The organism is Rheinheimera tangshanensis, assembly GCF_014645135.1.
GTDB lineage: Bacteria > Pseudomonadota > Gammaproteobacteria > Enterobacterales > Alteromonadaceae > Pararheinheimera > Pararheinheimera tangshanensis.
Genome location: NZ_BMLH01000001.1, coordinates 822,263 through 846,685 on the forward strand (window position 1 = coordinate 822,263; position 24,423 = coordinate 846,685).

The 24,423-nt window shown below is 47.2% G+C and carries 22 protein-coding genes; 12 read left to right on the top strand and 10 right to left on the bottom strand.

All coding sequences use genetic code 11. The features are described from left to right. The first annotated feature begins 162 nt into the window (after positions 1-162). The 7 genes from IEW88_RS03685 to IEW88_RS03715 all read left to right on the top strand — a co-directional run bounded on the left by IEW88_RS03685 (position 163) and on the right by IEW88_RS03715 (position 7,893). On the top strand, positions 163-1,329 hold the full coding sequence (locus tag IEW88_RS03685) for a Gfo/Idh/MocA family protein (protein ID WP_147902699.1): 1,167 nt from the start codon (positions 163-165) through the stop codon (positions 1,327-1,329). Between the two features lie 53 nt (positions 1,330-1,382). After that, a complete protein-coding gene (locus IEW88_RS03690) occupies positions 1,383-2,441 on the top strand; it encodes a sugar phosphate isomerase/epimerase family protein (RefSeq protein WP_053425418.1) in 1,059 nt (352 codons plus the stop codon). A gap of 104 nt (positions 2,442-2,545) precedes the next feature. After that, positions 2,546-3,778, top strand: a complete 1,233-nt coding sequence (locus tag IEW88_RS03695; RefSeq protein ID WP_147902698.1) for a nucleoside permease — start codon at positions 2,546-2,548, stop codon at positions 3,776-3,778. Next, complete coding sequence (locus IEW88_RS03700) at positions 3,775-4,677, top strand: hydroxypyruvate isomerase family protein (protein WP_053425419.1); 903 nt, start codon at positions 3,775-3,777, stop codon at positions 4,675-4,677. The genes IEW88_RS03695 and IEW88_RS03700 overlap by 4 nt, the downstream gene beginning before the upstream one ends. Before the next feature lie 110 nt (positions 4,678-4,787). Beyond that, positions 4,788-6,479, top strand: coding sequence for a GMC oxidoreductase (locus IEW88_RS03705; RefSeq protein ID WP_147902697.1), 1,692 nt, complete (start codon positions 4,788-4,790; stop codon positions 6,477-6,479). Between the two features lies 1 nt (position 6,480). After that, positions 6,481-7,083, top strand: coding sequence for a gluconate 2-dehydrogenase subunit 3 family protein (locus tag IEW88_RS03710; RefSeq protein ID WP_147902696.1), 603 nt, complete (start codon positions 6,481-6,483; stop codon positions 7,081-7,083). A gap of 54 nt (positions 7,084-7,137) precedes the next feature. After that, entirely contained in the window at positions 7,138-7,893 is a 756-nt protein-coding gene (locus IEW88_RS03715; protein WP_147902695.1) for a 3-keto-disaccharide hydrolase, read from the top strand. 59 nt (positions 7,894-7,952) lie between these two features. Here IEW88_RS03715 and IEW88_RS03720 read toward each other — a convergent pair whose 3' ends face one another. Together IEW88_RS03720 and IEW88_RS03725 are read right to left on the bottom strand one after the other, a co-directional pair. After that, entirely contained in the window at positions 7,953-8,837 is an 885-nt protein-coding gene (locus IEW88_RS03720) for a sugar phosphate isomerase/epimerase family protein (protein WP_147902694.1), read from the bottom strand. 227 nt (positions 8,838-9,064) lie between these two features. Further along, complete coding sequence (locus IEW88_RS03725) at positions 9,065-10,990, bottom strand: alpha-amylase family protein (protein ID WP_147902693.1); 1,926 nt, start codon at positions 10,988-10,990, stop codon at positions 9,065-9,067. Between the two features lie 194 nt (positions 10,991-11,184). Here IEW88_RS03725 and IEW88_RS03730 point away from each other — a divergent pair, with 194 nt between their 5' ends. After that, positions 11,185-12,135, top strand: a complete 951-nt coding sequence (locus IEW88_RS03730) for a carbohydrate kinase family protein (RefSeq protein ID WP_147902692.1) — start codon at positions 11,185-11,187, stop codon at positions 12,133-12,135. Between the two features lie 52 nt (positions 12,136-12,187). Here IEW88_RS03730 and IEW88_RS03735 read toward each other — a convergent pair whose 3' ends face one another. After that, complete coding sequence (locus IEW88_RS03735) at positions 12,188-12,388, bottom strand: hypothetical protein (protein ID WP_053425425.1); 201 nt, start codon at positions 12,386-12,388, stop codon at positions 12,188-12,190. Positions 12,389-12,589: 201 nt separating this feature from the next. After that, a complete protein-coding gene (locus tag IEW88_RS03740) occupies positions 12,590-13,231 on the bottom strand; it encodes a DUF2726 domain-containing protein (protein WP_053425426.1) in 642 nt (213 codons plus the stop codon). Between the two features lie 220 nt (positions 13,232-13,451). On the opposite strand from IEW88_RS03740, the gene aceB reads away from it, so the two are divergent. Then, positions 13,452-15,056 carry a malate synthase A gene (gene aceB, locus IEW88_RS03745; protein WP_147902691.1) on the top strand — a complete coding sequence of 535 codons (1,605 nt, stop codon included), beginning with the start codon at positions 13,452-13,454 and terminating at the stop codon, positions 15,054-15,056. A 56-nt stretch (positions 15,057-15,112) separates the two neighbouring features. Here the strand turns inward: aceB and IEW88_RS03750 are convergent, their stop codons facing one another. Continuing rightward, positions 15,113-16,054, bottom strand: coding sequence for a LysR family transcriptional regulator (locus tag IEW88_RS03750; RefSeq protein WP_147902690.1), 942 nt, complete (start codon positions 16,052-16,054; stop codon positions 15,113-15,115). 181 nt (positions 16,055-16,235) lie between these two features. Between IEW88_RS03750 and IEW88_RS03755 the strand changes: the two genes are divergently transcribed. Further along, positions 16,236-17,834: an isocitrate lyase gene (locus tag IEW88_RS03755; RefSeq protein ID WP_147902689.1), complete on the top strand. Its 1,599-nt coding sequence runs from the start codon at positions 16,236-16,238 to the stop codon at positions 17,832-17,834. 368 nt (positions 17,835-18,202) lie between these two features. Here the strand turns inward: IEW88_RS03755 and IEW88_RS18630 are convergent, their stop codons facing one another. Genes IEW88_RS18630 through IEW88_RS03775 form a run of 4 tightly spaced genes read right to left on the bottom strand, consistent with a single transcriptional unit; the run spans position 18,203 to position 21,590 of the window. Next, positions 18,203-18,721: a DUF3718 domain-containing protein gene (locus IEW88_RS18630; protein WP_229670269.1), complete on the bottom strand. Its 519-nt coding sequence runs from the start codon at positions 18,719-18,721 to the stop codon at positions 18,203-18,205. 10 nt (positions 18,722-18,731) lie between these two features. After that, complete coding sequence (locus IEW88_RS03765) at positions 18,732-19,463, bottom strand: LytR/AlgR family response regulator transcription factor (protein WP_147902688.1); 732 nt, start codon at positions 19,461-19,463, stop codon at positions 18,732-18,734. Beyond that, on the bottom strand, positions 19,450-20,535 hold the full coding sequence (locus tag IEW88_RS03770) for a sensor histidine kinase (RefSeq protein ID WP_147902687.1): 1,086 nt from the start codon (positions 20,533-20,535) through the stop codon (positions 19,450-19,452). The genes IEW88_RS03765 and IEW88_RS03770 overlap by 14 nt, the downstream gene beginning before the upstream one ends. Next, positions 20,532-21,590, bottom strand: a complete 1,059-nt coding sequence (locus IEW88_RS03775; RefSeq protein ID WP_147902686.1) for a sensor histidine kinase — start codon at positions 21,588-21,590, stop codon at positions 20,532-20,534. Before IEW88_RS03775 ends, IEW88_RS03770 begins: the two co-directional genes overlap by 4 nt. A 345-nt stretch (positions 21,591-21,935) precedes the next feature. On the opposite strand from IEW88_RS03775, the gene IEW88_RS03780 reads away from it, so the two are divergent. Beyond that, a complete protein-coding gene (locus IEW88_RS03780) occupies positions 21,936-23,453 on the top strand; it encodes an alanine/glycine:cation symporter family protein (RefSeq protein WP_053425433.1) in 1,518 nt (505 codons plus the stop codon). Between the two features lie 66 nt (positions 23,454-23,519). Continuing rightward, positions 23,520-24,032, top strand: coding sequence for a GNAT family N-acetyltransferase (locus tag IEW88_RS03785; RefSeq protein ID WP_147902685.1), 513 nt, complete (start codon positions 23,520-23,522; stop codon positions 24,030-24,032). A gap of 12 nt (positions 24,033-24,044) precedes the next feature. On the opposite strand, the gene IEW88_RS03790 is transcribed toward IEW88_RS03785, so the two are convergent. Further along, positions 24,045-24,266, bottom strand: coding sequence for a hypothetical protein (locus tag IEW88_RS03790; protein ID WP_147902684.1), 222 nt, complete (start codon positions 24,264-24,266; stop codon positions 24,045-24,047). Between the last annotated feature and the right edge of the window lie 157 nt (positions 24,267-24,423).

Below are 24,423 nucleotides of genomic sequence, written 5' to 3' on the forward strand. Positions count from 1 at the left end.
TGCGGCTTTTTTTCATCTTTGTACATTTAAAGTGCGTGATTTGCGACAAACAACGGATTTTCTATTGACGACACAAAATGTAATCCGTTACATTTTTTACAGTTTCAAAATTTGATCTACAGTCATGTTGCGTTTGTGTCTGTAAACCACAGGGAAAAAACCATGCAAGTCCCAGCTAAACAAAAAATTCGTATGGGTATGATAGGTGGCGGCGAAGGTGCTTTTATCGGCGCTGTGCATCGTCATGCTGCAGCTTTAGACGGTCAGATTGAATTAGTCTGCGGCGCTTTTAGCCGCGATGCTGGTAACAACCAGCGCACAGGGCAAGACTTGTGTCTTGAGCCAACCCGTCTGTACAGCAGTTGGCAGGAATTACTGCAAAAAGAAGCGGCGTTACCAGAAGACAAACGCATGCAGCTGTTAGTCATAGTCACACCTAATCAGCTGCATGTGCCTATCAGCCGCGCTGCCATCGCTGCAGGTTTTCATGTGTTTTGTGAAAAACCTGCTGGTGTCACGCTCGCTGAAACTCAGCAATTGGCTGTGGATCTGAAAGCCAGTAATAGCCTCTATGGCCTGGCTCACACTTATCTTGGTTATCCAATGGTATGGCAAGCCAAGGAGCTGGTGCAAAACGGTACTTTGGGTACTATCCGTAAAATCTTTGTTGAATACCCACAAGGCTGGCTGACTGAAGATTTAGAAAGCAGTCAAAACAAACAAGCCAGCTGGCGCACTGATCCGGCTCAGGCCGGTGCCAGTGGTTGTATGGCCGATATTGGTACTCATGCTTTTGGTATGGCTGAATTTATCAGCGGCCAGCAGATCACCGAACTTTGTGCCGAACTGAAAAGCCATGTCGCAGGCCGTCGTCTTGATGATGATGGTGCAGCTTTATTCCGCACCAACGGCGGTGCCAGCGGTGTGCTGATGGCAAGTCAGATTTGTGCCGGTGAAGAAAACGCGCTGAAAATCCGTATTTATGGCGATAAGGCGGGTCTGGAATGGCATCAGATGGAACCGAACACGCTCTTAGTGAAACCTCATGGTGCTCCTGTTCAGGTATTGCGGGCCGGTGCTGGTCAGGCTGGTTTAGGCGCTGAAGCCTCCCGTCGTTGTCGTTTGCCTGCAGGTCACCCGGAAGGTTATCTGGAAGCTATGGGGAATTTATACCGCGATTTTGCTGCGGCGATCCGCAAAGGCGAAAAAGGTACTCCCACTGGTGTACCAGGCATTAAAGCCGGGATGCGGGGTATGGCATTTATTGAAACTGTCAGCAGCAGTCAGCACAGCAATGAAAAATGGCTGTCTGTGCCTGCTGTTGAATAAAGCTGCGGCATTGAATTTTTTGATTAGCCAGAACGCTGGCTCAAGGATCACAGATGAGTAAAATCAAAGGGCCAGCCATATTTCTGGCTCAGTTTATGGGTGATGAAGCACCTTTTAACCACGTAGTCAGTATGGCCAAATGGGCGGCTGATTTAGGTTACAAAGGCATTCAGGTGCCCACCAACAATCCGGCTTTTTTTGATCTGGAATTAGCCGCAACCAGTCAGGCTTATTGTGATGACATACAGGCTAAATGCCGCGCTGCAGGTGTTGAAATCACCGAGCTGTCGACTCACTTGCAAGGCCAGCTTGTCGCTGTGCATCCAGCTTATGATGAGCTGTTTGATAACTTCGCTCCGGAGGCTTTACGGGGTAAACCAGCAGAGCGCACCGAATGGGCGATTAAGCAGTTAAAACTGGCCGCTAAAGCCAGTCAGAATTTGGGTTTAACAGCTCATGTGACTTTTTCCGGCGCTTTGCTGTGGCATTTAGTCTATCCGTGGCCACAACGCCCGGCAGGTTTAGTGGAGCAGGGCTTTGCTGAATTAGCTAAACGCTGGTTGCCAATTCTTGATGCCTTTGACGAAGCGGGAGTGGATTTGTGTTACGAAATCCATCCGGGCGAAGATTTACATGACGGCGCTACCTTTGAGCTGTTTTTAGAAGCTACCAATCACCATCCACGCGCCAATATTTTGTTTGACCCAAGTCACTTTGTGCTGCAACAGCTGGATTATTTAGATTTTATTGACCGCTACCACAGCAGAATCAAAATGTTTCATGTCAAAGATGCTGAGTTCCGGCCAAACGGTCGCAGTGGTGTCTATGGCGGTTATCAGAATTGGGTCCAAAGGCCAGGGCGTTTCCGTTCTTTAGGCGATGGTCAGGTTGATTTTAAAGGTATTTTCAGCAAGTTAACTCAGTACGACTTCGATGGCTGGGCCGTGCTGGAGTGGGAATGTTGTTTAAAAGATTCAAGCCAGGGCGCACGCGAGGGAGCTCCATTTATCGCGTCTCACCTGATTGAAAAAGCGGGCAGAGCCTTTGATGACTTTGCCGGAGCAAAAACAGACGAAGCGCGTAACCGCCGGATTTTGGGGTTAAAACCTTAGTCGCATAAAAATAATAGTTCAATTACCCACAATCATTGATGATGCAGGCAAGAACTGAGCAGCTTTAAGGATTAAGGGTAAAATCAACGGGGAATACGAATAGAATGAACAGCATAAAAATACGCTTATGCAGCATGATGTTTTTGCAGTTTTTTATCTGGGGTGGCTGGTTTGTCACTTTGGGGACTTTTTTAAGCCAGAACCTGCAGGCCACTGGCCCACAAACAGGCATGGCGTTTTCAACTCAATCCTGGGGCGCCATCATTGCGCCATTTATCGTCGGCTTAATAGCCGACCGTTTTTTTAACGCTGAACGTTTATTGGGTCTTTTGCATTTAGTGGGCGCTGTGCTGATGTACTTTATGTATCAGGCCACTGATTTTACTACCTTTTATCCGCTGGTTTTAGGCTACATGCTGGCTTATATGCCAACGCTGGCGTTGGTAAACTCTGTATCTTTTGGCCAGTTAAAACAACCAGAACTGGAGTTTGGTCAAATCCGGGTTTGGGGCACAATCGGCTGGATAGCTGCAGGTTTAGTCATCAGTTATGCCTTTGGTTGGGATGCGCAGCAGGCCATCGCAGATGGCGCGTTGAAAAATACTTTCCTGATGTGTGCTGCAGCCTCTCTGGCTTTAGGTGTATATAGCTTTACCTTACCTGCTACTCCTCCGGCTGGTCGTGGTCAGCAATTAAAATTAGGCGAGTTGCTGGGGCTGGACGCTTTAGCACTTTTGAAAGATCGTAACTTCGCTCTATTCTTTTTAGCTTCAGTGCTGATTTGTATTCCACTAGCCTTTTATTACCAGAATGCCAACCCTTTCCTGACCGGTATAGGTGTTGAAAATGCCACAGGAAAAATGACCTTAGGCCAGGTGTCTGAAGTGTTATTTATGCTGGCTTTACCGCTATTTCTGAATCGTTTTGGTATTCGCTGGACCTTGTTGTTAGGTATGGCCGCCTGGGTGTTACGTTATGTTCTGTTTGCCTACGGCGATGCAGGTCAGGGTTTGTGGTTACTGGTGATTGGTATAGCGCTGCACGGTATTTGTTATGACTTCTTCTTCGTGTCAGGTCAGATTTACACCAATAGCAAAGCTGGTGTGAAAATCCGCAGCGCTGCTCAGGGGCTGATCACGCTGGCCACTTACGGTATAGGTATGCTGATTGGATTTAGCGTAGCAGGCCAAATCACTCAGGCTTACAGCACAGCTGAAGCGACAGACTGGACATCGATCTGGTTATTCCCTGCGGTATTTGCTGGTGTTGTGCTGGTGCTGTTTGCCGTTATCTTTAAAAACGAGCCACTGCAACAAGCCGAGGACAAGCAGCCATGAGACAACAACTGCCCCGTCGTGAATTATTAAAGCAACTGGCCGCTGGCGCTATCGGTGCCTCGGTCTTGGGTTCAGGTTTATTGCTGTCAGGTGCGGCGTCTGCGGCACCATCAACTACTGGTGCACTCAAAGGTAATATCCGCCATTCGGTCAGTCGCTGGACTTATGGTGATTTATCCATGGAAGAGCTGTGCCTGTTGGTCAAATCATTAGGTTTCAGTGCCATCGACTTAGTGGGCCCTGAAGACTGGCCTGTACTGAAAAAGCATGGCGTGGATAGCTCTATGTGCAATGGCGCAGAACTGAATCTGACGGATGGCTGGTCTGATCCTAAGTTCCATCCAGAGCTGATAAAACGCTACTTACATCACATAGATTTAGTGGCAGAGGCTGGTTATAAAAACCTGATCTGTTTTAGCGGCAATGCCCGTGGTATGGACAGAGAAATAGCACTGCAAAATGCGGTGACTGGTTTGAAACAGATTTTGCCTCATGCCGAAAAACGAGGGGTGGTGCTGCAGATGGAGTTGTTTAACAGCAAAGTCGATCACCCGGATTATCTGGCCGATGGCTCTGCCTGGGCTATTGAGCTATGCAAGCGACTGAACTCGCAGAACTTTAAACTGTTATACGACATCTACCATATGCAGATTATGGAAGGTGACATTATTCGTACTATCAAAGACAACCATCAGTATTTTGGCCACTATCACACTGCAGGCGTGCCGGGCCGCCATGAAATTGATGACTCGCAGGAGCTGAACTACGCCGCTATAGCTAAAGCTATTCGAGATATAGGTTTTACCGGCTATCTGGCGCAGGAATTTGTACCAACACCCAAAACCAAAGAAGGCAGAGCGCAGTCATTGGCTCAGGCTATTCGTATTTGTGATGTTTAAACCGGGACAAAGCGGCCAGACTGCTTTGCCATACATAATGAAAACAGGGCATGTAGCCAAAGTCATTCCGATATGACTGGTACAAAACCCGCCCAACAGGGGACAACAAGATGACAGTTGCGCAGAATCATTACGACGCCATAGTGGTGGGGTCTGGCATCAGCGGTGGCTGGGCTGCTAAAGAGCTGACCGAAAAAGGCCTGAAAGTGCTGATGTTGGAACGAGGTCGGCCTATCGAACACATTAAAGATTATCCGAATGCTTTTAAAGAAGCCTGGGATTATCCACACCGCGACAAGCCAACCAATCAGATGAAAAAAGATTATCCGGTGTTGTCGCGCGATTATCCGTTAAATGAAAGCACTTTTGGTATGTGGGCCAATGAACAAGAGTCGCCTTACACCGAAGTCAAACGTTATGACTGGTTCCGTGGTTACCACTTAGGCGGGCGTTCCTTATTATGGGGACGTCAGAGCTACCGTTTTAACGAGCTGGATTTTGAAGCTAACCTCAAAGATGGTATTGCGGTCGATTGGCCTATCCGTTACAAGGATTTAGCCCCCTGGTACGATTATGCTGAGAGTTTTGCTGGTATTGCTGGTGTTCGCGATGGTCTGGATGTATTACCTGATGGCCAGTATTTACCTCCGGTGCCGCTGAATATTGTCGAGCAAAGTGTGGCGGCCCGGCTGAAAAAGGCCTTTGGTGGCAGTCGACACATGATCCATGGCCGTTGCGCCAATATCACACAACCTAAACCGGAGCAAAACCGGGTGGGTTGTCAGTACCGTAATAAGTGCTGGTTGGGCTGCCCTTTTGGTGGTTATTTCAGCACCCAGTCAGCCACTTTACCTGTGGCGATGAAAACCGGCAACTTAACGGTGCGGCCTTTTTCTATTGTTACCCAGGTGTTGTACGACAAAAACACTAAAAAAGCTCGTGGTGTCGAAGTACTGGATAGCGAAACCAACATGACCTATGAGTTCACAAGTAACATTGTGTTCCTCAACGCGTCGTCCTTTAACTCCACCTGGATTTTGATGAACTCCGCCACCGATATCTGGCAAGGTGGCTTAGGCAGCAGCAGCGGTGAACTTGGTCACAACGTGATGGACCACCACTTAGGCGTTGGCGCTTTTGGTGAAGTGGAAGGCTTTGATGACAAATACTATTTTGGCCGTCGTCCTTCTGGTTTCTATATTCCGCGTTTCCGCAACTGGGGTAGTGATAAGCGCGATTATCTGCGTGGTTTTGGTTACCAGGGGTCGGCCAGTCGTCAGGGCTGGAGCCGCGATGTGGCAGAACTGAGCATTGGAGCCGACTTTAAAGACGCCTTAACTCAGCCTGGTCCATGGAGCATAGGTATGGGCGGCTTTGGTGAAATACTGCCTGATCACAGCAACCGTATTTTCCTCGACAAAAACCGCAAAGATAAATGGGGTTTGCCTGTGCTGGCGATGGATGTCGAGCTCAAAGCCAATGAACTGAAAATGCGTGAAGACATGAAGCAGGACGCTATTGATATTCTGCAAGCCGCAGGCGTGAAAAATGTGCAGGGTTATGCCGGAGACTATGGTCCGGGTATGGGCATTCATGAAATGGGCACAGCCCGGATGGGGCGTGATCCGAAAACCTCAGTTCTGAACGGAAATAATCAGGTGTGGGATGCACCTAATGTGTTTGTAACCGATGGTGCTTGTATGACCTCCGCATCCTGCGTCAATCCGTCACTGACCTATATGGCACTAACAGCACGGGCCGCCAATTTCGCGGTTGAGCAGCTGAAAAAAGGGGAGCTGTAAGATGAACAGACGTGACCTGTTAAAGATGATTGCTGCGGCCACAGGGATGGCCATGGTGGGCGGAGAACTCTGGGCTGCAGGCATGAAGTCACCGGATGCCGGTAAAACCCTGTATACCGCTGACGACGTGGCGATGCTGGATGAAATTGCCGACACCATTCTGCCGCAAACCAGCAGCCCTGGTGCGAAAGCGGCAGGTTGTGGTGCTGTGATGGCCGTGCTGGTCAATGACTGCTATAGCCTGGAGCATCAGACCTTATTTTTTGCCGGTTTAAAGCACATCAAAAGCTTAAGTAAACAACAGTTTAAGCAAGATTTTATGGCCCTTAAACCTGAACAGAAGCTAGCGCTGTTGAGTCAGCTGGACCAGGAAGCCAAAAAAGGCGGCACCAGTGGTCTGGAAGGTAGCAGTTCTCTGGCCAGCTCCAAGTCGTCTGATCGTAAGGGCGAGTTGCATTACTTCACTTTATTAAAACAGCTGAGTTTATTCACTTTCTTCACCTCACAGGTGGGTGGCACTGAAGCACTGCGTTACGTAGCAGTGCCGGGTAAATACGATGGCGATCTTCCTTATAAAAAAGGTGATAAGGCCTGGGCCACCTAAGCTGGCTATTTTCATTAACAGGCGGCTCAGTCCGCCTTTTTTAAGGTATTTATAATGAACTATGTATGGATTGGCGTTGCGCTGTCATTCAGCGCTGCAGCTCTGGCCGCTACTGATATCAGCACATTAACTGATGCAGAGCGTCATGCCTTAGCGGCTAAGACTGAAGTCTGGACTCCGGTGCCGCCAGTGGTAACTGCAGTCAAAGGACAGGCGCCTTCAGATGCGATACAGCTATTGGACCAAAATCTGTCGCAGTGGACGTCGGTGAATACGGGCGCCGAAGCGCAGTGGACTATGAAAGATGCTGTACTGACGGTCAAACCTGGCACGGGCGATATCCGCAGTAAAGAGTCGTTTTGCGATATTCAGCTGCATCTGGAATGGCGTGTTGGTAAAGATCGAATGGATAAAGAAGGCCAGCTGCGTAACAACAGCGGCATCTTTTTACAGGACATGTACGAAATCCAGATTTTAGATTCGTACCAAAATAAGACCTATCCAAATGGTCAGGCTGGTGCTGTGTATAAACAGACTATTCCGCTGGCGAACGCAACCCGTCCGACAGGGGAGTGGCAAGAATACGACATCATCTACAAAGCGCCACGTTTTGACGGTGAAAAGCGCTTGTCGCCAGGTTATGTCACAGTGCTGCACAATGGTGTGTTGTTGCAAAACCATACTGAAATTGCTGGCACTACGGAATGGATAGGAGCACCTCAAGTGAAAGCGCACGGCTGCCTACCACTGAAATTACAGGATCACGGCGACAGCGTCAGTTTCCGCAATATCTGGGTTCGTAAGCTATAAAAAATTGGGGTCAGATCACACTAGTTATGCGTAACTAATGTGATCTGACCCCGTTTTTACTACTTCATCTCAGCAATAATGGCCTGTAAGCCTTTGAGCGAGGCTTCCACACTTTGCATTGGTGTCATACCAGCAGGGTAAGATTCCTGTTCTACCACCAGCCATTGCGTGCCGCCTATGGTTTTATTGGCGCTGATCAAGGCTTTCCAGTCGGTGGTGTCTTTACCAATAATAGGATCTTCAGTATTACCAGGCTCTGGCGCCGACGCTTTGTAGTGCGTGGTAATAGTGCGGCCCGGATACGCTTTAACAAAATCGACCGGATCTTTGCCCGCCACTTCAGTCCAGCCGACATCTTGCTGCAATATCACTTTGCTGTTGGTATTTTTACCTATCACATCCCATGGGGTTTTGCCCATTTCGCCCAGCATTTCTGGTTTGTGGTTGTGATAACCGACCTGCATACCTAAAGGGGTCAGTTTTTCTTGTACTGCGGCTAAATCAGCGGCTACGGCTTTTGCACCTTCAACGGTAAAAGCACGCTGATCCATTGGAATAATTAAATAATGGCAGTCTATCGCTTTATAAAAAGCGACTGTGGTTTCGAGTTGTTCAGGGCTAAGTTTCTCAAAAGGCACATGAGCACCTGAAGCTTTTAAACCAAGTTTATCTAAAAATGCTTTTAAACCAGCAGGGTCATTGGCGTAGTTGCCAAAAAATCCGGCAAACTCAATTCCATCAAAACCCATAGCGGCAAGTTTAGTGAGCGTGCCTTCAAAGTCGGCCTGCATCGCGTCTTTGACTGACCACAACTGCACACTCAATTGAGGTGTTGTCCCTGCAACTGCTGTTGTATCGGCATAGCTGAAACCAGCAGCAGTGCTGGCTAAAACCAGACTCAGTATTTGCGCAGTTTTTGTTAGTTTTTTCTTTAAAAAAAGCATAACCCTGTCCTTTTTGATGGTATTGAAAGCGGTTTCAGGGTGCTTTATTTTGGCTTACAGATCAATGCTAAATGCGTTAGTTGGCGGATTCTTGATGGATAAAGTAAGGTCAATACAGTGTCGGACTACTAAGCTTGCCTATTCTTTAAAAAATAGCCCCTTTGCAGGGGCTTCTAAAGTCAAACACCAGGGCTATCCACCACCTGGTGTTATCAGGGAAGAGGCTATCAAAGAGCCGGAGTTAACCACAGCACCTGATAAGGTAAAAGTTGTAATGGTCCAGCTGGCAGTTTCTGAGCTGTCAGTTCGTCGAACCATAATTGGCCAGATAAAGAATCGCAGTGCTGTGGGTGTTCAGAGAAGTTCACTACAGCCACCAGACGTTTGCCGTCCAGTTGGCGTTGGTATGAAAATAAATGTGGATTGTTATCCTGCAAAATCTCTGTCGTGCCTGAACCTAAGACAGGCAATAAGGCTCTGGTTTGGATCAACTGCTGTAACTGTTGGTAAATCTGGCCTGATAAGGTATCGGTGTTAGTCGCCTGCGCTAATTGTTTATCTGTCACTGCCACTCTGTTGACCCAGCGGCTGTCGTCTTTTTTCGCAGGGTCCAGCACATAGCTGTAATCATTTTTTAAACCCAGCTCGTCACCCATATAGAGCAGCGGCAAACCGCCAATACTTAATATGACAGCATTGAGCAGATAAATCCGCTGCAGTGCGTGCTGCAGATGTGTTGGATTTTTGTCGATTTCAGCTTTTTCTACCCCAGCCAAAGACGCCAACATGCCCGCTACACGGCAATCGCCTGTCACAGGGTTTTGCTGAAAGGGCACGCCAGAGGCAAAACTGCCTTCAAACTGCCCGGTATAAAACTGATTTAAGAACTGACGGTGATGGTCCGGATTCATGCCCAGTTGCCAGGCAATGTTGTCATCAAAAGTCCAACCAATATCGTCATGGCAACGGATGTAATTGACCCAGCTGCAGTGGGGGTTGATGGCAAAACGCTTACGCAAGGACTCGGTCAATAAACTGGTTTTACGGGTGGCTAAACTTTCCCACAGTAATGCCATCAACAGCGGGTTATAGGATAACTGGCATTCTTCCGGCGCTATGTATTTCACCACTTCATCCGGGTGCACTATAGCTTCTGATTTAAACTGCAAAGCCGGAGCCGCGATGCGGGCTACCGCATTAAAGGCTTTGATTAAAGTGTGCGCCTTGGGCAGATTTTCGCAGTTGGTTCCTGCTTGTTTCCAGACGAAAGCTAAAGCATCTAAACGCAGCACCGAAGCGCCCTGATTGGCCAAAAACAACATTTCTTCTGCCATGGCATTAAAGACAGCCGGATTGGCATAATTTAAGTCCCACTGGAAGCTGTTAAAGGTGGTCCAGATCCATAAACCTGAAGTGTTGTCCTGAGTAAAACAGCCACGGCGAATTTCCGGGAAAATCTCCCGCAGGCTGGGTGCAAACTGGTCACGCTCTTGTTCAGTCAGGAAAAAATAGAAGTCACGATACTCGGCATCACCTGCTTTGGCTTTTTCCGCCCAGCGGTGTTCGTCGGAGGTGTGGTTAAACACAAAATCCAGCACCGGCTTAATACCTTGTTGATGCAACTGCTGCATTAAATCGGCAAGCTGTTGCATGGAGCCCAGTTGTGGCATTGTGCTGCGATAATCAGAGACGGCATAACCACCATCGCTGTTTGGCTCTGGCGCTTTAAACAATGGCATCAGGTGCAGATAATTAATACCACTTTGTTTTAAGTAGGGAATGCGCTGTGCCAGGCCCTGAAAGTCTTTGGCAAACAGGTCGACATAACAGGCTGCACCCAAAGCATCGGGAGTTTTGTGCCAGTTTTGTGGCTTGTTATCTTGCTGACGTAAATAAGCTGGGCGCTGAGCAGAACTTCTTGCCAGTATTTTTAGCAACTGTTCCAGATGGTAATAGCAGTCATAATGATCGCCATACAAACTCAAATACAGCTCAAGCAGAACGGGTAACTGTTGCTCCAGCTTTAGCTGCAGCTCGTTCCAACTGTCTTTTGCTGTAGTTTTTAAAGATGAACTTAATCGTTTAAGTGTTTTTTGGCTTTCTACGCCTAACAGTTCTGGATTTTCCAGTAACTGTGTTGTGGTTTTCTGCATCTGCCCCGATCCGTGCCTGCACTATACTGTGCTTAATAGAACTTCATTTTCTCTGTTTTGGCAAGGCTTTTAATGATGAAATGTTTAAATAATACGCTGAATATTTACAGCTGGCCTTCAATTCGCTAAAGTGAATCTGAAACGTTTTAGTTCTGGTGCTGGTTTTAGCACCTCACTTCAGGAGAATACAATAAATGAATCCGACTCCGGTTTGCTGTTTTGGTGAGGTGTTGATTGATTTTCTGCAGGACAAAACACAGCCTGGGCTGTTTCAGCGTTTTGCCGGAGGTGCTCCTGCCAATGTGGCTGTGGCTGTTGCCCGGTTAGGTGGACAGAGCAAGTTTATTGGCATGTTGGGTAAAGACATGTTTGGTGATTTTTTACTGCAGGAATTACAAAGTTACGGTGTTGATTGCAGCGCTGTGCGTCAGACGCTGGATGCGAAAACCGCTCTTGCTTTTGTCGCGCTGAATGAAGAGGGCGACCGCAGTTTCTCTTTTTACCGGCCACCTGCTGCTGATCTGCTGTACAAAGCGGAGCATTGTCCGACTGAGCTTTGGCAACAAAAAGGTATTTTGCACTTATGCTCCAATAGCTTAACTGAGCCTGAGATAGCTCAAACCAGTTTTGCTTTAGTAAGGCTGGCGCAGCAACAGGGCTGGTTAGTGTCAGTGGATGCTAATTTACGTCATAACTTATGGAGTGAAGGCAAAGCCAGCAGAGAGTTAGTGATCCAGTTACTGGAAATGGCCGATTTGGTCAAACTCAGTGAAGACGAGCTGGATTATCTTGCAGATGGTCAAAGCTCAGCAAGTTGGTTGCAGCATATTCTTGCTTTCAGACCCGCCTGGCTGGTGGTCACAGCTGGTGCAGCACAAGTACAAAGTTATAGCAAAGCGGACTCGTTTTCTGTGCCAGTAACCGCCGTACCTGTTGTGGATACTACAGCGGCAGGTGACGCTTTTGTTGGAGCCTGGTTACATCAGATAGCACAGCAGTTAACCCAAGGAACTAGCTTTGCTGAGTTGTTGTCTGATCGAAGCGCCCAGCAGCAAATGATTGAAAAAGCTATAAAGGCGGGGTCGTTAACCTGTCAGAAATTTGGTGCTTTTGCAGCTTTACCCACAGCACAAGAGTGGGGCTAATCATGTGTCCTTCGAAAATAAAAAGGGCTAACTTGCGTTAGCCCTTTTTTACTTATACCGAGATGTCAATATTCTGACCCAGGTTGCCGACAGGAACCGGACTTGGCGACTGCAATGCCGAAGACGAATTTACAGCGCTTTCCAGCAACTGCAAGGTTTGTCTCCCTTCCTGTTTTTGCTGGGTTTTTGCCAGACTGGCACCCAACAGTTCATAGCTCTGGCTAACTGCAGCTGAGCCTACGGATTGTGTCATAGTCACTCCCATGCCATATTTCCAACCATCATATCGGCAAAAGGATCGCGGACTTTAGAATTATTTTCAGGATCTGGAAAAAAGTGAAGCCGCTCGTTGCAGCGAGCGGCTTCGGTCTTTAGGCGTGCGGAGTGACTTATGTTCCAAATGCCTGAAGCTGTTGAACTATTTCTAATAGTTCATAAATAAGTAGCAGATCTGCTAATGGATCATAGCCGTGGACTGAGAACGAATGCTGCGTTCCGGAATGATGCTGGGTAAAGCATTGGTCTGAACCGCTGGTTCCAGTGGGCGTATCGGCCGGGTAGGGCTTTTCTTCACTGTACCTTTTAACAAAGGCTCTGGCTTTAATGTATGTTGACCAATTTTAGCAGCTAAACCTTGTTGAATATCAGCGATAGTATAGCCAGTTTTGATTTTCATCCGTACATAAGGAATGCCTGCGGCTTCAAAAGCACCACTGACAAACCAGTCCGGTACAGCTTTATGGCCGTCTTTACTTGTGTTGTTGACCAGATCAACCACAGCAACAATGCTCATATCCGTCGGATCGCACAGAACAAAATCCAGATACTTGGCATTGAGTTTAACCGACGCTGCGATTCGTGATTTGGCATCTACATTGCTTTTTAATTCAAGAATGTCAGCCATTTTCACTCTGTTCATCACTTTGTACTTTCCTTTGACTGCCTGCTCCAGCATGTTCAGGTAAGAACGCTCGACCTGAGTAAAAAGACTGCTTTTCTTACTAAATGGAAAAGGATTGCCATGGCTCATAAAACGGCTGGCTAAAAAAGCTGCCACCACAACCAACACGGCTAATACTAAAATTAAAACTTCCATTAATGACCTCCGACAAACTTTTGACTCCGCAGCTTAAATAAGTTGGCTGCGCAGGGTATAAAGCATAAGGCGTGCCAATAAATTAGAATTAATGCTCTAATTTGTATAAGTTTGCTGAATGTCTGGCATATAGCCTATTGATGGCTGAAATGGTGGGGATCTGGCTGGGTTCGGCTTATAGTGAGGGGAACTCCTATTGCTACAGACAAGGATCACCAGAATGACAAGCAGCAACATTGCAGGATTAGAGATCAAAGGCCGCCTGCCGGCTGAATTTCAAAGCATATTAACGCCAGAGGCTTGCCGTCTGGTTGTTGAACTTACCCGCGAGTTTCGCGCGCCTTTAAAGCTATTATTGCAGCAACGCACTGTTGATCAGGCGCGTTATGACGCTGGCGCTTTGCCGGATTTTCGCGCTGAAACTGCGGATATTCGTTCTGGCGACTGGAAAGTAGCAGCTATTCCGGCTGATTTGCAGGACAGAAGAGTAGAAATTACTGGTCCAGTCGATCGAAAAATGATCATTAACGCCTTAAATGCTGATGTAAAAGTCTTTATGGCCGACTTTGAAGACTCGCAAGCGCCGAGCTGGGATGGCGTGATAGAAGGTCAGATCAACTTACGTGATGCCAATTTAGGCAGCATCAGCTACAGCGATCCCCAGTCCGGTAAACAATATGCGCTGCGCGACAAACAGGCCTTGTTAATAGCCCGGGTGCGGGGTTTACATCTGTGGGAGAAACATTTAGAAGTGGATGGCGAGGCAGTTCCTGGTTCACTGGTGGACTTTGCCTTGTACTTTTTCCATAACTACCAGACCCGTTTAGCTAAAGGCTCAGGTGTGTATTACTACCTGCCGAAGCTACAGAGCTATAAAGAAGCCGCCTGGTGGGACTCAGTGTTCCGCTTTACTCAAACCAGGTTTAACCAGCCAGTGGGCACCATTCGCGCTACTGTGTTGATTGAAACCTTGCCAGCAGTGTTTGAGATGGACGAAATTCTGCATGCACTGCGTGAGCATATAGTGGCGTTGAACTGTGGCCGTTGGGACTATATTTTCAGCTATATCAAAACCTTAAAGAACCATGCTGACCGTGTTTTACCAGACCGTCAGGTGGTGACTATGGATCAGCCGTTTTTGTCGGCTTACTCAAAGTTACTGATCAAAACCTGTCATAAACGCGGTGCTTTGGCGATGGGCGGCATGGCGGCTTTTATACCAGCCAAAGATCCAGTCGCCAATGAAGCGATCTTAACTAAAGTAACGGCAGATAAAGAACGTGAAGCCAGTAACGGTCACGACGGTACCTGGGTGGCGCACCCTGGTTTAGCCGCGACGGCCAATGCGGTATTTAACAACTACCTGAAAGATGGCAAAACCAATCAGCTGCATATCAGCCGCTCCGACGATGCGCCTGTCACTGCCGCCGATTTATTGGCACCAAGCGCTGGTGAGCGCACCGAAGCTGGCATGCGCATCAATATCCGCGTGGCTTTGCAATACATAGCGGCCTGGATCAGTGGCAAGGGCTGTGTGCCTATTTATGGTCTGATGGAAGATGCGGCTACAGCAGAAATCTGTCGTACCTCGATTTGGCAGTGGATTAAACACGGCAAGACTTTGAATAACGGCCAGTTGGTCACCAAAGAGCTATTTGCGCAGATGTTGCAGCAGGAAGCTGCTGTAGTGCGCGAAGAAGTAGGCGAAGAGTTGTGGCAACAGCAACAGTTTGAGCGTGCTCAGGCTCTGCTGCTGCAAATTACCACAGCGGATCAATTGGTCGATTTCCTGACCTTACCGGCTTACGAGCTGTTAACCGCCTAATAAAAATGGGGTCAGATCACATTAGTTATGCGTAACTAATGTGATCTGACCCCAATTTAAAGATGCAGCTCGTCTGCTACTTCTGTGATTAACCGCCGTAACCAGATATGACTGGCATCCTGATGCAATAACGGACTCCAGATCATTTTCAGCTCAATGGATGGAATAGGAAAAGGCGGATCCAGCACTTTCATCGTCGCGTCATTCTGATACAAAAGCGCAGCACGCAAAGGTAAAGTTGCAATCAAATCGGTTTCCACCGCCAAATGCATAGCCACATGATAGTTTCGGGTAAATACACTGATATTACGCTGTTTGCCAAACTTGGCTAAAGCTTCATCCACCCAACCGAGTTTTTGCACATCAGCCGGATCCATACCCACACCGACACCAAAACCAGTTTTACTGACCCAGATATGTTGGGCCTTTAAGTAAGAGTCTAAGTTAAAATTGCCAAGAATTGGGTTTAAGCTATTGACCAAACAGGCAAAACTGTCGCGCCAAATGGTCTTTTGATGAAATGACTGGGGTAATTGATCAAAGCGGTTAATCGCCATATCCACTTTGCCGTTTTCAACATCATGAAAGGTGACGTCGGACGGCGTCATAATATCCAGCGAAGTAGCTGGCGCCTGAGTCCTCAGCTTTTTCAGCAGCGCCGGAATAAGAGTGGAGGCCGCATAATCACTGGCCATAATACGAAATACTCTGTGGCTGTGCTCTGGTTCAAAATCTTTATTCGGTTGTAAGGTTTCTTCCAGGGTAAGCAAAATTCCCCGTACCACAGGTGCCAATTCCTTGGCGCGTTCTGTAGGCACCATACCGTCTGAGGTACGCACCAGAATAGGGTCGTTCAGCAAATCCCTCAATCGTTTCAGGCCATTACTCATGGCGGGCTGCGTGATATTCAGCCGATTGGCTGCACGGGTGACATTTTTTTCCCGCAGCAATACATCCAGATACACCAACAAATTCAGGTCAATTTTACTGATATTCATCTGCTTTCACTTCTTTATGATTATTTGCTGTCAATTTGATGCTTTGTATATTCACACAATGAATGATGGGAATCAAAAAAATCAGCTACATGAATTCGAATATTGAAACCTATAGTGGATGTCAACAGCGGCAACTACTAAATGCCGGTCAAACAAAAGACAACACCACAGAGGATGCACCATGTCAGCTTATCAACAGACGATTCAACAACTGGAACAAAGCTGCAAAGCACAAGGAACAGGCTGGGCCGCTATCAATGCCGAGTCTGCAGCCCGGATGCAGCTGCAAAACCGTTTTAAAACAGGTTTAGACATAGCGCAGTACACCGCCGACATTATGCGCGCAGATATGGCCGCTTATGATGCGGACAGCAGCCAGTACACTCAGTCTTTAGGCTGCTGGCATGGCTTTATCGGTCAACAAAAACTGATCGCTATCAAGAAACATTTCGGCACGACCAAACGTAAATACCTGTATTTATCAGGCTGGATGATTGCCGCACTGCGTTCTGAGTTTGGTCCTCAGCCTGATCAATCTATGCACGAAAAAACCGCTGTGCCTGCGTTAATCGAAGAGTTGTATACCTTCTTAAAGCAAGCCGATGCCCGCGAGTTGGGTGGTTTATTCCGTGAATTGGATGACGCCCGTGCTAAAGATGATCAAGCCAAAGCAGCCGAAGTGCTGGCTAAAATCGATAACTTCGAAACTCATGTCGTGCCTATTATTGCCGACATAGATGCGGGTTTTGGTAATGCCGAAGCTACTTACTTACTGGCAAAAAAAATGATCGAAGCCGGTGCCTGCGCCATTCAGATTGAAAATCAGGTGTCGGATGAAAAACAATGTGGTCACCAGGACGGTAAAGTCACAGTGCCCCACGCCGATTTCCTGGCCAAAATTAATGCGGTGCGTTACGCCTTTTTAGAATTAGGCATCGAAAACGGCATTATTGTCGCCCGCACTGACTCCTTAGGCGCTGGTTTAACTAAGCAAATTGCGGTGACCAACGAGCCAGGTGATCTGGGCGATTTATACAACAGCTTTTTAGACGGAGATTACATTCAAAGCGCCTCTGACATCCAAAACGGCGATGTAGTGGTCAAAGCCAATGGCAAGCTGTTAAAACCAAAACGTCTGCAAAGTGGCTTGTTCCAGTTTAAAGCAGGCAGCGGTGTGGATCGTGTGGTACTGGACTGTATTACGTCTTTGCAACACGGCGCAGATTTGCTGTGGATTGAAACCGAGAAACCTCATGTCGGCCAAATCGCTGAAATGGTCAATCGTATTCGTGAAGTCGTACCTAATGCCAAGCTGGTGTACAACAACAGCCCATCCTTTAACTGGACACTGAACTTCCGTCAGCAAGTGTTTGATGCATGGAAAACAGCAGGTAAAGATGTCTCTGCCTATGACAGAGCCAAGCTGATGAGTGCCGATTACGACACGACAGAGCTGGCGCAGGAAGCTGACAACCGTATTCAGACCTTCCAGGCGGATGCGGCACGTGAAGCAGGTATTTTCCACCACCTGATCACTTTACCTACTTACCACACAGCGGCCTTGTCGACTGACAATCTGGCGAAAGAGTACTTTGGTGCTGCAGGTATGCTGGGTTATGTGGCTGGCGTACAACGCAAAGAAATTCGTCAGGGCATCGCCTGTGTTAAGCACCAGAATATGTCTGGATCTGACATTGGTGATGATCACAAAGAGTATTTCTCTGGAGAAGCTGCGCTGAAGGCTTCAGGGAAAGACAACACCATGAATCAGTTCTCCTAACCTCTGGTTTATGGCTAAGTAATTGCTGAAAGACGGGTAGCTACTCAAAGTAATTGATGGTGCAGTCAACAACGCTGCAACTTCAAGTACGAAGAGTAAACTCAAAGTAATTGATGGTGCAGCCAGGCGACAAGTGCGGCATCCCCATGAGCATAGTTGTCCTATGTGATTGGGGTGAGCGCACGCAGTCAACAACGCTGCAACTTCAAGTACCAAGAGAAATTTGATTTACGTGGTCGGGTTACACTGACATTGGCAGCCGCGAGGCTGCCTTTTTTATGTACTTGGTGTTGTCATTGCCATGATTTAAAAAGACCAGACATCTTATCGTGGAACTCATTTAAAGCATAAGCCCTTTGCCGTACTAATCAGGGGGCGACGATATCAGAAATAGATACTTTACCTTTTGAGCGTTGCTCGTAGGGTTCCAACATGGCGACCACTTTATCCGCGTTGGCGCTTCGGGCGAAGTTGACTAAGGTTTTGCCATTACAGACGACTTTATCGACGGCATTCTGTTTAGATAAGCGATTAGCTCTGAGCGTTTTATTCAGGCTGAGGCGGTCGTCATTCTGAGCATGGGTGCAGCTTTCAATCAAGATATTCTTGATGAGCGGATCCATAGAATTCTGAGCACTGGCTGTGGTGGATAGAATTAAGGTTGCTACAGCAAAGATGAGTTTGGTGTTCATTTGATAGCCCTCTGTATTGATATATGGCTCTTGCCACCCCTGTATTCTGGCGCCCAAAGCCTTAATTTTCCTGCCTGCTGTGACTAAAGGATCAGCAAAGGTGACCAGAGGTAAGGTGTTACTTTTGCTTACGTTCGGCGTGAAAAAGACAAAAAAAAGCCCGGCAAGTTTTGACTTTTCCGGGCTTTCTGCCATCAGAAACAGGCTACTTTGTTGGTAGTAGTTGAGATGACCAATCGGCTTTAAAGCGTCTGGACGCTGCCACCGTCTGGCCGTTGGAAAGTAATAACTGATAGTCGTTATTATGAGGCTGCACTTTGTGTACATGGTGCAAATTCACTATGGTGGAGCGATGCACCTGAGCAAATTGCGCCGGCAGGCGCTGCATCAGCTCTTTTATTGTCTCGCGGATAATCAGGTTTTCACCCAAGGTGTAGACACACATATAATTGCCTGCCGCTTCAATCATCAGAATATCAATATCATCGAGCAGTAAAGTTGAAGCGCCGGTTTTAAAAGTGAGTTTGCTTTGGGCCGCGGCAACAGGCAGGTCCTGTTGTTTGTCCAGAGCTGTTTTGGCATCCAGCAGGGTTTGAGCCAGGCGTTGGCGTGATACAGGTTTGAGCAGGTAATCGAACGCAAAGTGCTCGTAGGCTGAAAAAGCATAATTGTCATAGGCGGTCACCAGAATAATCAACGGCGCTGCCATGGCTGAGGATTTATTCAGCTGCTTTAGCACCTCAATACCTTTAATTCCCGGCATCTGAATATCTAAAAACACCAGATCGACAGTGTTGTGCTGTAAATAAGCCAGAACCTCGTCACCGTTATCAAAACAAGCCTCGATCTGAATATTCGGATAAGTTGCCAGCTTGGCTTTTAAATTACTGATGGCTAACGGCTCATCGTCGGCTATGACAGTTTTAATCTGCTGCATGCAGTAACTCCAAAGGTAAAGAAATTTGTCCGGTAAATTTATGCTGTTCCTGATGGAAACTTAAGCTGGCTTTGCCATGAAACAGTAAGCTCAGGCGTTCAGCCAGATTATGCAGACTGCCAAAACTAGCCTGTTGTGGCCAACCTGCAGCGAGCAGAGTTCCGGGGCCATTGTCTGACAGTTTTAACACTAAAGCCGATGCCTGTTGGCTAACCTCTATATCTATACTGGCATGGCCTTTTAGCTCAGATACGGCATATTTAATAGCGTTCTCAGCCAAAGGTTGTAGTAGTAAAGGTGGCACTTTTTGCTGCAAGGCTTGCTCATCTAATTGCCAGTTAATCTCCAGACGCTCACCAAAACGAACTTGTTGAATGGCCAGATAAGCAGCCAAAGCGTCCAGCTCTTCTTTTAACGGTATTAAATGCTCCGTATGATTTTTTAGCGAATGGCGCAGAAAGCTGGACAGTTGCAGGATCAGATTTTCAGCGTCCAGACCTTTGTGCTGCACTATCAAAGAGTTCAGCGCATTGAGTGTATTAAACATAAAATGAGGGTTCAGTTGATACCTTAGTACTTTTAAGCGGGCAATGCGGGCCTGACGAGCCAGCTCCTGCTGTTGCCGGAATTCCGCTCTGTTAAACAGGTTGGCTTTGTAGACTAAAAACAGTGCAAACCAGCCTGCGATGGGCAATAACACCAGATTAAAAGCCAAAGCGTACTGTAGTATCGAATCAGTTTCAGAGGGCATCAGGGCATAATTCATCATCAGATACTGGCGCACAGGAGTTAACAGCAGCCAGAGTGGAATAAGCCAACGCGCCAGCCGCAAGGCTTGCTGTTTACTACTGATATTCCTCGCCAGCTCTTTTTGCCCCAGGTAACCTGTGACGATAAAGTTCACTGTGCTGATCAGGAAGTAAATCACCAGATAAGGGAAAACGTCTCTGTCATCCAGTGGAACCAACACCGCCAGATGGATAAATTTGATCAGCAGATAGCTTAACCAGAATACTAAATGCCAGTACCAGAACCTTTCTTTATTCACCTCAAAATTGACAGTCGCATTCATGTCGCCACTCCTTGCAGAGGCAGTTGAATGGACACCAGAAATCCCTGTTGTCTGGCCTGCACTACCAGACTTGCTGCCGTGCCAAAGTGTTGACTTAAACGGTTCTGAATATTGGTTAAACCCACGCCTGAACTTTGCCCCAGTTGTTTAACAGCCCGCTCACCGGGGCCATCATCTTCTACTTGCAGACAAAGTTGGCCATCCTGTTGCTGTCCGGCAATGGTAATAGTGGCCCCTTGTTGCTGGGTGGCGACGGCATATTTAATAGCGTTTTCAACCAGCGGTTGCAGTAGCAGGGCGGGGATCAGATGTTGACGCACATTCTGATCAATCCTCCAGTCGACTTTGAGTTTGTTGCCGAAGCGGGTTTTTTGTAAGGCCAGATAGGCTTCTATAGCGGCAAGCTCGTCGGCCAGTTTTACCAGACTATCGGGTGAGCTGCTTAAGGAATAGCGTAAAAAGGACGCCAGTTGTTCTGACATCAGCTCAGCGTCATCAAATCGTTCGGCTTCAATCAGCGCACAGACCGAGTTTAAGGCGTTAAAAGTAAAGTGTGGATTGAGTTGATGGCGCAAGGCCTGCAATTCAAGTTGTTGTATTTTCTGACTTAAACGTGCGGATTCTGCAAGGCGGAAATGACGTTGCTGGTTCAGAATATAAGCCAGATAAAGTGCGGTCCAGACAAAAAATGCCAGTGTATTGCTGTCGAGGTTACTTAATAAAAAACGCGGATCAAATTTGTCTTCTTTCATCGGGATCAGCCAAAAAGCATTTTCCGCAGGCACGTAGATACAGGTTAATAACAAAGCAGCCAGAACTAAGTGCCAGACCGCAAAATTATGCTGATTAATTTTGTACTGAGACCAGATCAGCAAAGCCCCTGTCACCAGCATAGCTGCAGCGTCACTGACAAAACTGATGGCTAAATACTGCAACGCTTCAGCTTTGTCCCACAGCAGATAATCCAGGCACCAGCTAAACACACTTAGGGTGAAAATAATGCTCCAGAACAGGCAGTGGTAGCGCAGTAAAGGTGTGAGTTCAGAATTAAACACCGGGTTATTCCTGTCAGGGTTGATGTAGCCAGTATAACCAAAGACTTACCGAAATCGACCAGTGCAATGGTTCACTGGACGTAAAGGTGTGACCAGCGGGTTTTGAGCCAAATTACTTTTTAATCTCTGGTTTTGTTGTCAGTGACTAGTGAAAAAATAACAATAGTAGTCCTCTGATAGCTGCGTTATGGTAGCCGCGTGCACTAAGTGCCGGATCTTGCTGTCATGACGCGACTTAACGCAGAAGTCAGGCAAATTATCCGGCTGCGTAGCTATTCTGCTTTTGATATGGCAAATTAGCGACGTTTGAAAAAATTAAGTTCAGAATAATTATAAGGAAGGGAAATGGAAGGCTTTATTAGTACGCTAAACAGCATAGTCTGGAGCCCGGCGCTGATTTACCTCTGTCTTGGTGCAGGGTTGTTTTACTCTCTACTCACCCGTTTTGCTCAGGTGCGTCATTTCAAAGAAATGTGCAAACTGATGCTCAATAACAGTGAATCCGAAAAAGGTATCTCGTCATTTCAGGCTTTGGCTGTGTCTTTATCCGGTCGGGTTGGGGTAGGTAACATCGCTGGTGTTGCCGCTGCTATAGGTTTTGGCGGACCAGGTGCTGTGTTTTGGATGTGGGTTGTGGCCTTTTTAGGTGCCAGCACCGCTTATGTTGAATCGACCTTAGGCCAAATTTATAAAGTCGAAGAAAATGGTCAATACCGCGGTGGTCCAGCTTATTATTTTGAGCGTTGTCTGGGCTGGCGCTGGTTAGGTATTCTGTTTGCTATTTCTGCCATTGTTGGCTGCGGTATCTTTTTACCCGGCGTGCAAGCCAATGCCGTTGGTAATGCGATCACCCAGGTTTTTGGTGAAGGCACAGCTGTGGTGACCAGCTTTGGTGAAGTGGGTAGTAACAAACTGATTGGCCTGGCTTTTATTCTGATTATTTTGGCCTTCATCATTTTTGGCGGTATTAAACGTATCGCAAACTTTACCCAAATCGTGGTGCCGTTTATGGCTTTGGGTTACATCATTCTTGCTTTGATCGTTGTGTTTTTAAATCTTGATAAAGTACCAGCTATTTTCAGCCTGATTTTCACTGATGCTTTTACGGCTCAGGCTGGTTTTGGTGCAGCTATAGGCTGGGGGGTGAAGCGTGGTATTTATTCCAATGAAGCAGGCCAGGGCACAGGTCCGCATGCGGCGGCCGCTGCAGAAGTTGAACACCCGGCTCAGCAAGGTTTAGTGCAGGCTTTTTCTGTGTATGTAGACACTTTATTTGTCTGTACCGCAACAGCTTTAATGATCCTGATCACCCAGCAATACAACGTGCAAACCGAAGACTTTAATGCTGTTGCTGGCACAGGCACTATGATAGTGCAGAATATTGATGCAGCGACTGAGGTTGCCTCTCCGGCCTTTACTCAGTTAGCTTTATTAAGTGTGTTTGGTCAGTTTGGTCAGGTGTTTGCCGGGCTTGCGATCTTCTTCTTTGCTTTTACTACAATTCTGGCCTATTACTACATCACTGAAACTAACGTCGCCTACTTAAATCGTATATTTAACAACAAGTTGCCAAGTCTTGTTTTCAAACTGTTATTAATGTTTATGGTCGCCTACGGCACAGTGAACAGCGCAGGTTACATCTGGAACATTGGTGATTTGGGAGTCGGCATCATGGCCTGGGTGAACGTTCTGGGTATTTTGCTGATTTTCTTTATGTACAAGCCAACCATGCGCTGCCTGCGTGATTACGAAGAGCAGAAAAAGAATGGTGGCCCTGTGACTTTTGACCCTGTGAAGTTAGGCATTAAAAACGCCACTTTCTGGGAAAAACGTCTGGAAAAACAGCAGCAAGAGAACAAGTAACTCTTGGATTATTCTGCAAAAGGAGCTGATCACCAGCTCCTTTTTTTATCAACACAGGAGTCTGGGGTGATTGCTAAAACCAACCGCTTAACTTTACGGGAACTTCAGCTTGCCGATGCTGCTTTTGCTTTGCGTTTATATAACGAGCCCAGCTTTTTACAGCATATAGGTGACAAAGGGGTTCGTACTCTGGCTGATGCCGAAAAGAACCTGCAGCAAGGCGCTATCGCCAGTTATGCACAGCATGGTTATGGTATGTGGCTGGTAGAAAATCAGCAGGGCCAGGCCATAGGATTATGTGGTCTGATAAAACGTGATTTTTTAACCGAAACTGACTTAGGTTATGCCTATCTGCCACAATATTTTGGTTTGGGATATGCGTATGAAGCGGCAAGCGCAGTATTGGCTTATGCCGCAGCGCAGACAGAGCTTAAAACACTGGTGGCTATAGTGTCACCGGCCAATCTGGCGTCTAAGGCTTTATTGCAGAAATTGGGATTTGTGCAGCATGGTCAGGTATTGGTGCCGGATAAAAATGAAATGGTTGATTTTTATCGTGTTCAGCTCGAAAAAAACTAACTGAGCCTGAACTCAATTGCTGTCCTGCTGCCTGGCCTTTTGTTGTTTCAGATAATCTTCATAGCTGCCATTTTGCCGCTCCAGACATTGAGCTTTTACCTGAGGTGGAAGCTGATTGCACTGGGCTCTGTGGTCACGCTGCATTCTGTTGAACCACCATTCATCTGAGCCGACTTTGCTATAAGCACAGGCACTTTGTAGTAATACCAGCAGCAGTACTAGGGCGCAACGCATATTTGTCTCCTTCTGTGGCTTACTAAAAGTATGCTCTGCAACAGTTTGTATTACCAGACTTTTATCCGGGTTTGTTCAGGCCATAGTTGTCACTAAAAGTTCATCAAAAAAAATCAAACAAGCAGTGCCTAAACTTTTATGCTGTTGAAAACTCAAT